Origin of the sequence: Providencia sp. PROV033 (genome assembly GCF_028484855.1) — a bacterium.
GTDB classification, from domain to species: domain Bacteria; phylum Pseudomonadota; class Gammaproteobacteria; order Enterobacterales; family Enterobacteriaceae; genus Providencia; species Providencia alcalifaciens.
Genome location: NZ_JAMPSW010000097.1, coordinates 1 through 13805, shown reverse-complemented (window position 1 = coordinate 13805; position 13805 = coordinate 1). Strand labels below are relative to the sequence as shown.

12 protein-coding genes are annotated in these 13805 nt (G+C 39.0%); 7 read left to right on the top strand and 5 right to left on the bottom strand.

Features of this window, described 5'->3' with window-relative positions:
• On the bottom strand, positions 1-373 hold a 373-nt coding region (locus PSF16_RS14230), incomplete at its 3' end, for a hypothetical protein (RefSeq protein WP_272689474.1).
• 119 nt (positions 374-492) lie between these two features.
• Entirely contained in the window at positions 493-924 is a 432-nt protein-coding gene (locus PSF16_RS14225) for an SgcJ/EcaC family oxidoreductase (protein ID WP_006661899.1), read from the bottom strand.
• Between the two features lie 193 nt (positions 925-1117).
• Between PSF16_RS14225 and PSF16_RS14220 the strand changes: the two genes are divergently transcribed.
• The gene (locus PSF16_RS14220; protein ID WP_006660009.1) at positions 1118-2113 is read left to right on the top strand and encodes an acyltransferase family protein; all 996 of its coding nucleotides are present in this window, start codon (positions 1118-1120) and stop codon (positions 2111-2113) included.
• A gap of 87 nt (positions 2114-2200) precedes the next feature.
• Here PSF16_RS14220 and PSF16_RS14215 read toward each other — a convergent pair whose 3' ends face one another.
• The 3 genes from PSF16_RS14215 to PSF16_RS14205 are packed head-to-tail and all read right to left on the bottom strand — an operon-like array spanning position 2201 to position 6776.
• Complete coding sequence (locus PSF16_RS14215) at positions 2201-3436, bottom strand: c-type cytochrome (RefSeq protein ID WP_006660008.1); 1236 nt, start codon at positions 3434-3436, stop codon at positions 2201-2203.
• The gene (locus PSF16_RS14210; RefSeq protein ID WP_006660007.1) at positions 3433-3984 is read right to left on the bottom strand and encodes a (2Fe-2S)-binding protein; all 552 of its coding nucleotides are present in this window, start codon (positions 3982-3984) and stop codon (positions 3433-3435) included. The genes PSF16_RS14215 and PSF16_RS14210 overlap by 4 nt, the downstream gene beginning before the upstream one ends.
• Positions 3981-6776, bottom strand: a complete 2796-nt coding sequence (locus tag PSF16_RS14205; RefSeq protein ID WP_006661897.1) for a xanthine dehydrogenase family protein molybdopterin-binding subunit — start codon at positions 6774-6776, stop codon at positions 3981-3983. The genes PSF16_RS14210 and PSF16_RS14205 overlap by 4 nt, the downstream gene beginning before the upstream one ends.
• Positions 6777-6983: 207 nt before the next feature.
• Between PSF16_RS14205 and PSF16_RS14200 the strand changes: the two genes are divergently transcribed.
• From PSF16_RS14200 to zwf, 6 genes are all read left to right on the top strand, one after another.
• Positions 6984-7550, top strand: coding sequence for a nucleotidyltransferase family protein (locus PSF16_RS14200; protein WP_179896387.1), 567 nt, complete (start codon positions 6984-6986; stop codon positions 7548-7550).
• A 19-nt stretch (positions 7551-7569) separates the two neighbouring features.
• Positions 7570-8556 (top strand): XdhC family protein, encoded by a 987-nt coding sequence (locus PSF16_RS14195; protein WP_154601104.1) that lies wholly within the window; start codon positions 7570-7572, stop codon positions 8554-8556.
• 193 nt (positions 8557-8749) lie between these two features.
• Positions 8750-9316: a cytochrome b/b6 domain-containing protein gene (locus PSF16_RS14190; RefSeq protein ID WP_272689473.1), complete on the top strand. Its 567-nt coding sequence runs from the start codon at positions 8750-8752 to the stop codon at positions 9314-9316.
• 1225 nt (positions 9317-10541) lie between these two features.
• A complete protein-coding gene (locus PSF16_RS14185) occupies positions 10542-11231 on the top strand; it encodes an ROK family protein (protein ID WP_006661894.1) in 690 nt (229 codons plus the stop codon).
• Between the two features lies 1 nt (position 11232).
• Positions 11233-12273: a phosphogluconate dehydrogenase (NAD(+)-dependent, decarboxylating) gene (gene gnd, locus PSF16_RS14180; protein WP_272689472.1), complete on the top strand. Its 1041-nt coding sequence runs from the start codon at positions 11233-11235 to the stop codon at positions 12271-12273.
• Positions 12270-13706 (top strand): glucose-6-phosphate dehydrogenase, encoded by a 1437-nt coding sequence (gene zwf / locus PSF16_RS14175; protein WP_006659998.1) that lies wholly within the window; start codon positions 12270-12272, stop codon positions 13704-13706. The genes gnd and zwf overlap by 4 nt, the downstream gene beginning before the upstream one ends.
• Positions 13707-13805 lie beyond the last annotated feature (99 nt).

The window sequence follows — 13805 nt, the reverse complement described above, 5'->3', positions numbered from 1 at the left end:
TTTTATCTTTGTTATACACCTCAACACCTGATTCTATTTTAGAGCCTGAATGGTTTGTAAAAATGGTATAGGTATAAGTCCCATTTTTAAAATCAATTTCTTGAGAAGCCGCATATCCAGTATCAGTATCTGCATAACGGGTTTGGAAAAAGCCCTGCGTAAGCTGTTTAGGACTTCGGGTAATTTCAATGTCCGGTTGCTGATTTAATTTTCCAAATTGATACTGATACTGACCATTAATCAATGTCACTTTGACTTGACGGTCATTCTTGTTAACGCATTGAAATACAGTCACTGTATGTGAATCTGCCAATACGGGGGCAGACATTAATATCGGTAATACTATAGCTATAAATGTACGGCGAAGTTTCATGGGGTCCCTACCAATTAAAGAGTCATCAATGTGTTATGTTATCGGCATCTTATTCATATGCTCAATGGTCATTTTAGCATTTAAAATTAAGCTAAATGTATTAAGGGTGAAAAAGCAGACTATTCCACATCTCTTAGTTTGATATGCCCTGTTCTGGGATTTACCAAGGTCACGTTTTCCAAAGCGCGGATTTGCCATGTTTCATCTTGCTTAGCTAATACCGCCATAATTAAGGTATCAATTTTATGTGGTCCGATAGGGTGTGCCTCACCTGCAGCTAGACGGCTCCAAAAATGGGTGATTATATGACTTTCATCTAATGGGATAATATCGATAAGCTCATTTTTCATGATGGAATCAGAATAGATAGTTTTGTGAAGGGGAATATGCAACTCGATGATTTCGTTGATACCTTTTACATAGTGTCCAAATCGGTTCACAAAGGTAGCCTCAGGGTGAAATAGCTGACCAAAGACATTCATATCGTGATTATTCCACGCAGATTCAAAGGCTAAAGGCATATCTTCGGCGTTTTTGACAGTAGGGTGCATTGAAAATGCCTATATTGGTTAAGTAGGGTTTGCTATCAATACTAGATCAAATGTACGAGTGCGAAAGTCAATGGCGAAAATTTTTTCAGATTTTCGGCTAGGGTTAGATTATTACGATGGTGTTTGTTAAATTAGGGGGACGATTTTAAACGCGCGCGGATGTTAATCAAATAAGGGCAATACAGGGAAAAACATGAGTGATAACGCTCTGACCATACAGGTAAAAAATCAGCATTTACCTAATTGGCAAACATTAAAATTAATATTGAGTTCTTTGATTGTTTTTAATTTTTATTTAAATATTGTACCAAGTGTGAAATCTGATTATTCAATATTAATCAACTTATTTGATTTAGTGTTAATTCCTATGTTTGTTTTTATTGCGGCATATACAAGCAGAGGAATTTCATGGCAGGATTGGCGTGCACATTTAATCCCACCGTTGATTATCTATGTGACTTTCCAATCGATAGATGCGATCCCACTTTATTTCACGAATAGATTAAGCGTCGAAGAGTATTTGCTGTTTCCTCAAAACGGTGTTTGGTTCTTTTTAGCCGTCCCAATATGGCAAGCCATTTTTCTATTACTGCCTCCCTTTATCAAGAACAAGGCGAGGGGCGTGTTTCTTATTTTGCTGCTGTCTCTTGGTATTGCATATGTTTCGAAAATCTATTTATCTGATATAACAGGTTTTTCATCTATAATTTGGTATTTTCCATTCTTTGTTATGGCTTACTTTTGTGATGATAAAAAAGTCCTTTGGTTGAGGCAACATGCATTTTCTATCGTATCAAGCGTGATTATGCTGGTGACGATTTATCTTTATTTTCAAGTGGAAATCGAATCAGGATTAATAAACGTCTTCGGTAGTCATCTATTCATTCATCATTTTTGTCTGTATGTTTTTGCCTTTCTAATAGGGGTGTTGATCTCGATAGCGATTATTTGCCTTTCATTATCGACTGAACGTTTTGTGAAAATAGCGAATAATGCATTAGGGGTTTATTTGATTCACCCGATCATCTGTTTTGTGTTATTGGCGGGTTTAGGCTCACTCGAGATTGACGCTAGTCTGCCGCTCTTAATTTTATTGGCTCTTTTTACGATTGCGTTAGCATTATTTCTTGCCAAAAACCGGATCATTCATTGGTTTTTGAATCCAGAAATAAAGCTGAGGAAAGAGTAAAGTGAAATAAAGCTGAAAATGAAAGAGTTCGATAAAATAAAGGCTTACCTAATACTCGCGGTAAGCCTTTATGAAGTACAGTATACGTTATTTACGCAGCGCTTTAATTTGCTCAGGGGTAACATCTGCGGCTTGACCACCCCATTGAACTCGGAGGAAGTTGACCAAATCCGCAATTTGTTGGTCATTAAGCTTGTCAGCAAAACCCGGCATACTTTGCATGTTTTGGTTATTTGGGAACGCTTGTTCCGGCAAACCATCTAAAACAGCATTGATGAGATTGGTGCTATCCACATCACGCAACGTTGAGTTCCCTTTCATTGCGACCGCAACATTTGGCTTACCTTCACCATCATAAGAGTGACACCCTGAACAGCTTTCAAGATAAACCTGTTTTCCTTGTGGATTGCCTTCACCCATTTTGAGCGGTAATGTGGCTGGTGGATTATCACCCATCAGGTATGTGGCGATAGCTTTGTTATCTTCCGGAGTGAGATGTTGAGAGCTGAGATAAATAACAGGGTGCATATCGCTGTAAGCGGAACCTTGCGGCGCAAGTCCTGTCATGAAGAATTGTTGCAGATCCTCTTTTGTCCAGCCACGTGCTGCAAGGGCTTCAGGTGTAATGTCTGGGGCTGTAAAACGACCCAGTGAGCCACCTTTCATGTACTTATCTAACTCCATTTCACCGAAGACGCCCCTTGGGGTATGGCACTCAGCACAGTGTTCTAACACATTAACCAAATATTTTCCGCGCACCCATTCAGGGGAGCTACCTTGTGAGCTATTTGGTAACGGTGTGTCATTGAAAAATAATAGATTCCAACCAATCATCGCCATCCGTTGGTTCAGTGGGAAAGGAAGTGAATTTTCAGGTGGTGCGACATCGACCGCCGGGCGGCTCATTAAATAGCTATAGATCGCATCAGAATCACTGCGACTGATGCCTTTATATGAGGTATATGGCATCGCTGGGTAAAGATTTTTACTTGGCGGCGAAATTCCCTCTGTGAGGGCTTTGTGAAATTCGTCTTTCGTCCAACGGCCAATACCATAATCGGCAGAAGGTGTTAAGTTGCTGCTATAAATGGTACCGAATGGGGTATCAAGAGGAAAACCGCCAGCTAGTGGCGCACCATTCGCACTGGTATGACAGGCGGCACAATCACCTGCTAGTGTGAGGTAGCGACCACGCTCAATTTCTTCCGCGCTGGCGGTGACTTTTTGTACTGGGCCATCAGGTTTGCGGCTTTCATACCAATAAAGAACCGCCAAGACCACAATAGCTATCGCTATCAGCCATAAAATAATACGTTTGATCATTTTATCGCCTCCTTGATTAGTCCTGGGGTACTCATGACGACATCACGCACGGCTTCATAATAACGGACATAGCCAGTACAGCGGCAAATGTGGTTATTCAGGGCGGTTTTGATGGCTTCTTCTAAGTCTTCTTCGGCAATAGGATTACGTTGCAATTCTTCAACAAAAATCGTTGCAGCATTCACAAAACCAGGGGTGCAGTAACCACATTGGAAACTAAAGTGGTCGACAAACGCTTGTTGAACAGGGGATAACTTAACTTCCCCATTTTCTTCTTTCGTTGCAGCACCCTCAACGGTGCGAATACTTTTATTGTTAAAGAAGTGCGCGCCTGTAATGCAAGTACGTACTTCTTCACTGGTGCCTGATGGGTTATCTAAAATCACCACACAAGCGTGGCAGATACCTTGACCGCAGCCAAGGCGAGAACCGGTAAGATCAACATACTCATGAAGAAAATCAATCATCATAAGACCTTCAGGCACATCCATCGGTCCATATTTTTGACCGTTAATGTTGATGGTGAGTGGCAGATAATTTAGGCTCATGATAATACCTCTAGAATGTCTTTAGGGCGAACAGGCAAACTTAAGAAATGGTGACCTGTTGCATCAGCAATAGCATTAACGATAGAAGAAACGACCGGGATCATAACAACTTCAGCAACCCCTTTCGGTGGATCGGTTTCGGATAACCCAGGCAGAACCTCGCTAGTTTGTTTCCAAACTGCAACGTCACTCGCAAGTGGTAAACGGTAACGGTTAAAGTTCCAAGTTCCGTTCCCCGGTCCATCTTCATAGAGAGGTAAATATTCATGGAGGGCATGACCAATCCCCATCGCCAATCCACCTTGAATTTGTCCTGAAACGAGTTGTGGAACGATTAAATTACCACACTCGACAACGGTATGATGGTCGAGCAATTCAACATGACCAGTTGCTTTATCAATGGCGAGTTCAGAGATGGTAGCCACTGCGCTGTAATAGGTCACACCTGCATTATTTCGCTGTGTATCAGGATAATAGGCTTTTTGGCGTTTCCAAACTTGATAATCTTTGTTGGCAAAACGCAGAGAAAGACCATCCACAGGAAGGCGGCGAGTTTCATGATTGATTTCGAAATCAGCTTCAGCCCATTCCCAGCGGTTAAAGACATGGCAAACCGCACCTGTTAGACCGCCCATTTCAAACGTACGATCAATGAGGCGTTGTAAACTCAGGACTTCGAGCCCATCGGCTGTGAGGCCATTGGCGACCCAGCGAGCATCTTCACGGCGGACGACTAATGGCGCAGCTTGTCCTCCACCAATCCCTTCTTGCCAAATGGACATTGCAGCAGGCCAAAGACCATATTCGAAAACTAATCGAGCTGCTTCTTCTGTACTGTGGGTAAAGTAATAAGCAGAGTTACTGGCACTTGCAGGAGAACAGTAATTTGGTGTCCAGAGCGGGTTCGCTGCAAGACGGTCTTGCTCATCCTGTGCCATGGCAAATGGATTACCTGTCGAAATCATTGGGAGCACGGACCAATCCACCACTGAGAAATGCGCTTCTTCGGCCGGTTTACCTAACCATTTAGCACATACCACCGCTTGGGATGTCGACATTCCCGTACCAATCTCTGCACCACTATGATAAATCGCGATTTTACCTTCAGGGGTGAGCTCAACGCGTGCAAATGAGGATTCAGCGCCTGTGCCGAAGTCTTTTTGCACACAGGAAATGCCAGTACCAAACAGTTTACCTGCATTTTTGGCTTCAAAATCGGTTTTCCGTTTTGCTCTTTCTTTCCACATCGGGTGTTCAGCGCAACGGGTGAGAACTTCATCGGCTCGAATAGCACCACCGGGGATGGCACCTTGGGTATTTTTCATTCCTGATTGGATAATATTTTTCAGGCGAAATTCGATAGGATCGGCATTCAATAATTTGGCGGCTTCTTCCATTAGCATATCGGTCGCTGCCATGGCTTGTAAGGTACCATAGCCACGGGCCGAACCTGCATCAACGGCACGAGAAGCGATACCGACAGCGGATAAATCACTGCGAGGGATATAGTAAATTGCTTGAGCGCCTGTCGCACCAACCATTACGACAGACGGGGTAAAGTTACATCGCCCACCACCATCCCCAATAAATGAGGCGGAAAGTGCTTCAATTTTATGGGTTTTCTTATTGACGGCAAGGGTATAGTCCATATCGAACGCGTGGCGTTTGATGGTGGATTGAAACTGTTCATAGCGGTCATTAGCTAAGCGAATAGGAACTCCATCACCATAAAGGGTTGCCATTGCACCATAATATGGGAACGGAGTGTGGTCTTTTGAGCCATAACCTACGGTAAAGCAAGGGTGTAAGAAAATTTGCTTAATCGGGAATTTGGTTTTTGCCAGCATTTCAGGGAGTGATGCCGCCACTTCTTGAGGTGATTGTGTCGGGATCACTAAATGAAAGGATTGTGTGCTAGCATCGTACCAGCCATTGGCGTTATCTGGTTCCAGTGCACAAGTGTCGATGGACTGTGAAAAGTATTTACGCTTGATAATCAGCCAGTCTTCAGGGGGATTTTCCAGTTGTTTTGCCAGCTCATCGGCATAATACATACCTTCTTCATCCAGCTTCCCACCTTCACGTCCTTCAGGCCAGATTGGTAGATGTTTTTTCATGCCAATCGGCGAAATCGGCATATCCTTCATGCTGGAATAGACATCAGGGGAGAATGGATTTTCACCGCCAATACGAACGCCTCGGTAACTTCCCCATGGGTCACGTTGTAATGGACCGGTATACGCGCCATATTGAATGACGTCATCGTGGAATTTAAGCGTTTCTTTCGCAAAGCTAAACTTGGCAAAATCATGGTAAATCAGTAACGCGACGGCTTGTCCTAAATAAGCGGGGGTTTTTCCCGTTGGTAGAAGTAAATCTTCTCCATAAAATTCAGGAAAGGCGACGCCATCTTTTTCTAAATCGCTAGCGGTGACAATTCGGTCAGGCATTAAGCCATCATTGAGTCGCTCGAGATTAAAACCTTCGTAAATTTTATCGGCCTCGGTGACGCGCAGAAGAAAGGCATGACCTTGTTGTTTAGGCCAATGTGGGATGTCTCGCGCCCGAATATCTCTAGCAAAGACTTTTTCGCCTTGGACTTTGGCATAGCCATCGATACGAAATTTAATTTTTTTATCGACGGGATTCCAATCTGGGGCTTGGAGAATTTTTTCCTCGAATAGCACATCAAAAGCTCGGCTATACAAAGGGGCGATATAACAAGAGATCCCAGCAACGACAGCACATTTAAGAAAGTGTCTGCGGGATAGTCCGACATGGTTATTGCTCATAATGTACCCTTACACTTATTTTTCATTGCTTCAATTTATTATTTTTTATTTTATTGCCAGTGTCGTAATGTAAATTTTTATATATCCAAAAATAATTCATCTAAATGTGATTAGAATTGGCGACCGTCACAACTAATAATTGTAGTGGTCATTCTTATATATTATTTATAATATAAACAATAAATATAACTATGTATAATGTAAACCATGAATATAGGCATATTAATATTAGCAGCAGGAAAAAGTGAGCGTTTCCAAAGCACTGGAGGACGTGGAAGTAAACTCAACCACTTGCTTGATAAACAAACGGTTTTTGAAAAAACACTTTCAAATTCAATGAGTAGTGGGTTGCCTGTTCATGTAGTCACTCGCGATGATAATGATGGCGTTATTAATAATTGTTTACAATTTAATATTCCATTTTCCGTGTTAAACAGCTACGGATTAGGTGAGTCTATTGCAGTTGGTGTGCAAAATACCCCTAATTGGCATGGCTGGCTAATTCAATTGGGGGATATGCCCTATATACCCCGTGAAATATTTATCCGAATTGCTGATGAATTAAAAAATTACTCATTAGTGCGCCCTGTATATAAAAATATACCGGGGCATCCCGTCGGTATATCAGAAAAATATCGGCAAAATTTAATTCATTTAGTGGGAGATGATGGTGCAAAATCAATCTTACGACATCAGTTTGTTTATGAAATAGAGATAAACGATGAAAATGTCACTAAAGACTTTGATTATCTTCCCCATAAAAATCAAGAATAAAAATGAATAGGATTTCAATATGCTGCGTGAAGATGTTTCTGTTATCTCTCAAGCTATTCGCTGGATCAAGGTGGAGCCAGTTTGGTTATGTACGGTACTAAATACTTATGGCTCTTCACCACGAAGCCCAGGATCGCTGTTAGTCGCTAAGGGAGATGGGAGCTATACGGGATCGCTCTCTGGTGGATGTATTGAGGAGGATTTTCTTCAACGTATTCAACAAGGACACTACTTAGAAAATAGCCAAGTTGTTCGCTATGGTCAGGGGGGCGTGGAAGCCAAAGTGAATTTACCGTGTGAAGGGAGTTTAGATGTTCTTATCGAGTATTTACCCTGTAATGAACGTTCTTACCAATATCTCACACAAATTCAAACTGCATTACTTGGCTATACGGCAATTATCAAGAAACTCACGTTACCTAATATGAGTGAGATTACAACGATTCCAAACTCACAACATCCTACTCAGATTGAGCGCAACGGTGATGATATTCAGTTTTATATCATGGCACCGCCAAAACTGATTATTGCCGGGATTTCTAATGTTGGAGTGTATTGTGCGAACTTTGCGGTGACGCTCGGTTTTGAAGTGATTATTTGTGAGCATAGAGATGATGAGTTATTGCGTTTTGCGGGACAAATTGCAGAACAAGTCGAGATTAAAAAAATATTTCCGGCTCGTTTTTTAGAAGAGAATCCAAGCGCAGCCAATACCGCCATCGTGTCGTTGACCCATGATCCGCGCATTGATGATTTAACCTTGATGGAAGCGGTTAATACCTCTGCATTTTATATTGGCGCCATGGGATCAACCCGAACCAGCGCTAAGCGTCGTGAGCGGTTATTAAATTCAGGCGGCTTGACGGTTGAAATGCTAGACCAGATCCATGCGCCTATCGGTATCCCAATTGGCAGTAAAACACCTCCCGAGATTGCGTTAGCCATTATGGCGGACATTGTGGCTCATAAGAATGGGCGGGAGCTTACAACGAGCCGGAGCCATTAATCTTAAAGCTCATGAATGTAAGTGACCCTAATAGTTGGGCGTTCATCACAAAAGAAAGGTCATAATCAACCAGTAGATGTCCGCGGTTTTTGATATAAGGTGTTCTATGATTAGGGCTTAAGCCTATATAACAAATGGGTTATAAGCTATAAAGCTATATCCGATCGAATAATTATAAAAAAGGGGAGTCATTGTGAGCATATTTAAATCAATTTGGGATTTTTTTGGGATTTACCAAACTAAAAAAATAAGAGTTTTACATGCGCTAATTTTACTTTTGGTGATACTGCAAATCATAGTGAGTAATTGGATGACTGGAACAAAGTCAGTTGTTCCTCCTTTTTTTGATGTGACTTATTTATTCACTTGGGTGCATATTGTTTCCGGTTTTGTACTTTTTTTCTTAACATTCTTTTTAGTTGTATCGTGCTTTAATCAACGCGGCCTTAGGTATTTTTATCCTTATCTCTGGGGCGACTTTAAACAAATCAAAGAAGATGTAAATTCTCTTTTAGCTAAAAAGCTACAAGACAGCTCTCCTAAAGGACTCGCCGCAACAGTTCAAGGGTTAGGACTAGGTGCTTTATCAATTGTTATTTTGTCGGGCATTGCATGGTTTATTCTATGGTTACAGCAGTCTCCACTTGCATTAGAGGCTAGGAGTATTCATAAATCACTTACGATTTTAATTGAGATTTATATTTATGGTCATGGTGGCTTAGGCATTATTCATTTTGTCATTTGGAAGAAAAGTAAATAGGCTTATTTGATACTCTCATAGACAATATGGGCGATGAGTTGCCCATATTGTCTACCCATCTGATATTTTACCAAGTACCCGTAATACCAATAAATTACCGTAGCATGAATGAAAAAACATGTTGTTATCTATTGCCATTGGTCACTGAAGAGATGACCAACTCTTGCTATTCTGATTTTGTGGCTGACTTAAGCTTACGTAATTAGTGGTATTTTCATTTTATCGATCCCATAAAGTTTAATGTAATCAATTTGTTATATATTTACAAAGGATTATGTCGCATCATCATGGCTAAGTTAATGTTTAACTTCTCCCTCATCATTAGAGTTATTATCTGTATATTTGGTGTTCAACTTGTATTTTATATTTATTAATAGCTTAAATATTTTATTTTGTGATGGTATCAACATAAAAAGTCAGAAATGAGAAATGTAAAATTAGCGAAGTTCACAATATTAAGAATAGTCATGGCAGTCTCTGAAATAGCTAAAGCAGCCACAGGTAACGTTATCGCTATAAAGACTGTTAAGGTTGAAAACGACAAACGTAGCCAGTACCCATTAAAGAAAACGAGTGACATACAATATTGATGTCATTGTTTAACGGTGGCTTTAGCTGAGAAGGTGAATCAGAAGTTATTTGTTATGCTTCAAGCAATCGGATTTTTGATGATCTAATTCTTTGTTTTTATGATAAAATTGAAAAATAAAATCATTTTTTAGTATTTTAGAAGAGATACGTTATATATGTATAATTTTACGAAGCTAATAAAATTATTAATTGTTATCATACTCTTAATAATACTTCTTCGAAATTTTATTTTCAAAAACATGCATTATATAGAGGAATATATCATAAATAACTTTTTGTTTTGACGTTTATATTAAGTTGTTAACTTCATAAGTCGAGACTATTAATGTAATTAATTTTCAATCTCATTATACTATTGTAATAGTCTTATGATTATGTGGTGGTCGTGTATTATATTAAATGATTCATCAACAGGTTTGTATTTCTTCTTTCAATCGATAGATAAATTTGTATTATTAAATTAAATGTTTTTTGATGATCTAATCTTAATTTTTTATTGTCATCAATTTAAAATTGGATTTATTGAATATATTAGCAAATAAATTTTAAATTTATTAGGCTGGTCATGTCTATTTAAATGTTTATTTTGAAATTTTTTATGTGAAATTGAAATTGAAATATGGAGGGATTGTTGATGGCATCATCCAATCAGAATGTTCAATATTTCTTTAAAAAAAGAAATATCTTAGTTATTGATATAGGTGGAACTTTCATTAAGGTTTATTCTTCTGATTTAAATAATGTGATAAAAATAAAATCAGGTCTTTCAATGACACCGCAAAAGTTTATCCATGAATTAAATGAAAATCTTTCTTTTTCTCATTACGCGGGTGTTAGCATTGGTTTCCCATCACCAATTATTGAAAATCGAATAATGAAAGAGCCTGCTAATCTAGGTTATGGATGGGTGAACTTTGATTTGGAATCTGCATTTAACTGTCCTGTTAAGATAATCAATGATGCCGCAATGCAAGCGACAGGAAGCTACGATGGCGGGAAAATGCTTTTTTTAGGATTGGGGACAGGATTAGGTAGTAGCTTGGTCGTGAATAATGAAGTTATCTCTCTAGAATTAGGACACCTTAATTATTTAGATCATAATTATGAATATTTTACTTGTGATGCTTACCGACAAAAAAATGGGAATAAAAATTGGGAAGATGAGGTTTTAAATATTACCGATGATTTCTATCAGGTATTCATGCCAGATTATATTGTTCTTGGTGGCGGCAACGTAGTAAGACTTAATAATCTGCCTGAATATGTTAGAAGAGGTGGTAATGATAAAGCATTTATTGGTGGAATGAAAATGTGGAATGAATAAGATGAATATGAAAAAACAAATAGGTTTTATCGGTGTAGGAAGAATGGGCGCTGCGATGGTTAGACGTATTTCTTGTTCTGGTATTTCATGTGTAGTTTATGACAAGAATATTGAAGCTCAAGCGAACATACCCCAAAAAATAAAGTTTACAACAAATTTAAATAATTTTATTGAAAGTTTATCTGAACCTAAACAAATATGGTTAATGCTTCCGGCAGGCATCGTTGATACGGTGATTACTGAACTTAAACCATACTTAAAAAATGGTGACACTATTATCGATGGTGGGAACTCTCATTTTACTGACGATATCCGTAGAGCAAATGAATTAAAAAATGACGGTATAAATTATTTAGATGTGGGTGTTAGCGGTGGCGTTTGGGGGGAGAAACGAGGATATTGTCTCATGATAGGTGGATCCAAAAACGAGTATGAATTCCTTGAACCCGTATTCAAAGCTTTAGCGCCTGGAGTTTCAGGTGCTAAAAGGACTCAAGGACGTGAAAATGAGCCATCACCCGCAGAGAATGGATATTTATATTGTGGAGAGAATGGCGCAGGGCATTTTGTGAAAATGGTTCATAATGGCATTGAATATGGATTAATGGCAGCATATGCAGAGGGGTTTAGTATTTTAAAACATGCCAACCAAGGATTAGATAAAACAGATGTGGATGCGGAAACAGCCCCCCTTGAATCCCCGATGAATTATAAATATGAATTACCATTAAAAGATATTAGTGAGCTTTGGCGAAGAGGAGGTGTGATTAGTTCTTGGTTGTTAGATTTGATTGCACAAGAAATGTTTTTCTCAGAAGACTTAGATAACTATACCGGAAAAGTTTCTGACTCAGGCGAGGGGCGTTGGACATCTATTGCTGCGATTGACTTGGGTGTACCAACACCAGTATTAACGACCGCATTATATTCTCGTTTCTTTTCACAGCAAAGCGATTCATTTTCAAACAGAGTACAATCTGCAATGCGTCATGCTTTTGGTGGTCACCAAGAAAAAAATACATTAAATGGTGGTGAAAAATGAAACCATTATCTTTAGTTATTCTAGGTGCTAGCGGTGATTTGACCAAAAGACTTTTAATGCCTTCGTTATTTAGATTGCATCAGTTAGGTTTGATTTCTAAATTAAATATAATTGGATACTCATGCGATCAATGGAATGATAACGATTTTATTGAGCATGTTCATGATGCGCTTAGTGAGTTTGTTCTTGATTTTGATGATGAAAAATGGATTAGTTTCAGCAAGTGTTTGAGCTTTATTAGTGGTTCACTTGATGTAAAAGATCTGGCTACTTTAAGTAAAAAAATTGATGGCTCAGCGCTTTTTTATTTAGCACTACCACCTACGTTATTTGCTAAAGCCGCAGTTAAAATTGGAGAAGCTGGCCTATCAATAGAATCCTCAAGTTATTGGCGGCGTATTTTAATTGAAAAGCCATTTGGCACTGATTTAGATTCGGCACAGTTTTTACATAGTCAAATTCATTCTTATTGGAATGAATCTCAAGTCTATAGGATTGACCACTTTTTAGGTAAAGAAGCCACTCTCAACCTGATGATTTTTCGTTTCGCTAATCGTGTATTAGCGCCTATATGGTGTTCTGAACATATTGAACAAGTACAAATTACCTATGCCGAAACTCTGGGGGTTGAAAATAGATCCGTTTACTATGACCATGCAGGTGCGATGAGGGATATGCTGCAAAATCACTTAATGCAGTTATTAACATTGACCGCAATTGAACCATTAGGACATTGGGATAGTGAAATACTTAGAGATCATAAAGTTGAAATATTAAAATCAATTCGATTGGTGAATGATACAAATGTAGATACTTGGGCTGCAAGAGGACAATATACAGCTGGAAAAATAAATGATAAAGACACCATTTCTTACCGCGATGAAATAGGGATTCCTGCCAATAGTAATACAGAAACTTTCGCTGCATTACGGATAGATATTGATAATTGGCGCTGGAGAGGTGTGCCTTTTTATTTACGTAGTGGAAAGAGATTAGCTCGCAATTATGCAGAAATAGCAATTCAATTTAAAGGTCCATCAGAAGCACTGCCTGACGATATCAGCGTTGACAATAATTGGCTGGTTTTTAGATTACTTCCTAATCTACAAATAGATATGCAGGTGACAGCTAAGTTACCTGGGATGAAGTTAAATACACATAATATAGAACTCACTGCACCTTATACTCATGCGGGAGAATACGAAGTATCTGCTTATGAGCAATTAATATTAGATGCTTTAAAGGGAGAGAAAAGTAACTTTTTACGATTCGATGAGGTTGAGTGGGCATGGCGAGTCATTGAGCCAATTATAAAATCGTGGCGTCATGGAGAACCTGACCTTTATCAGGCAGGAACGGAAGGACCTAACTCTCAGAATAAAATAATGCAAAAAAATCATTCTTGGCGTTCAATTAATTATGGTAATCAATGAAATATATTTTTTTGTGAATTTTTAATTTTACATGTACATAACAGGAAAATATTTTTACTGTATTTTATACAATTAAGGTTTATTCGAATTGTAAGTAAT

Bases quoted from the DNA above. Each gene is read 5' to 3' on its own strand.
- PSF16_RS14225 (WP_006661899.1), bottom strand. From the start codon at position 924: ATGCACCCTACTGTCAAAAACGCCGAAGATATGCCTTTAGCCTTTGAA.
- PSF16_RS14220 (WP_006660009.1), top strand. From the start codon at position 1,118: ATGAGTGATAACGCTCTGACCATACAGGTAAAAAATCAGCATTTACCT.
- PSF16_RS14215 (WP_006660008.1), bottom strand. From the start codon at position 3,436: ATGATCAAACGTATTATTTTATGGCTGATAGCGATAGCTATTGTGGTC.
- PSF16_RS14210 (WP_006660007.1), bottom strand. From the start codon at position 3,984: ATGAGCCTAAATTATCTGCCACTCACCATCAACATTAACGGTCAAAAA.
- PSF16_RS14205 (WP_006661897.1), bottom strand. From the start codon at position 6,776: ATGAGCAATAACCATGTCGGACTATCCCGCAGACACTTTCTTAAATGT.
- PSF16_RS14200 (WP_179896387.1), top strand. From the start codon at position 6,984: ATGAATATAGGCATATTAATATTAGCAGCAGGAAAAAGTGAGCGTTTC.
- PSF16_RS14195 (WP_154601104.1), top strand. From the start codon at position 7,570: ATGCTGCGTGAAGATGTTTCTGTTATCTCTCAAGCTATTCGCTGGATC.
- PSF16_RS14185 (WP_006661894.1), top strand. From the start codon at position 10,542: ATGGCATCATCCAATCAGAATGTTCAATATTTCTTTAAAAAAAGAAAT.
- gnd (WP_272689472.1), top strand. From the start codon at position 11,233: ATGAATATGAAAAAACAAATAGGTTTTATCGGTGTAGGAAGAATGGGC.
- zwf (WP_006659998.1), top strand. From the start codon at position 12,270: ATGAAACCATTATCTTTAGTTATTCTAGGTGCTAGCGGTGATTTGACC.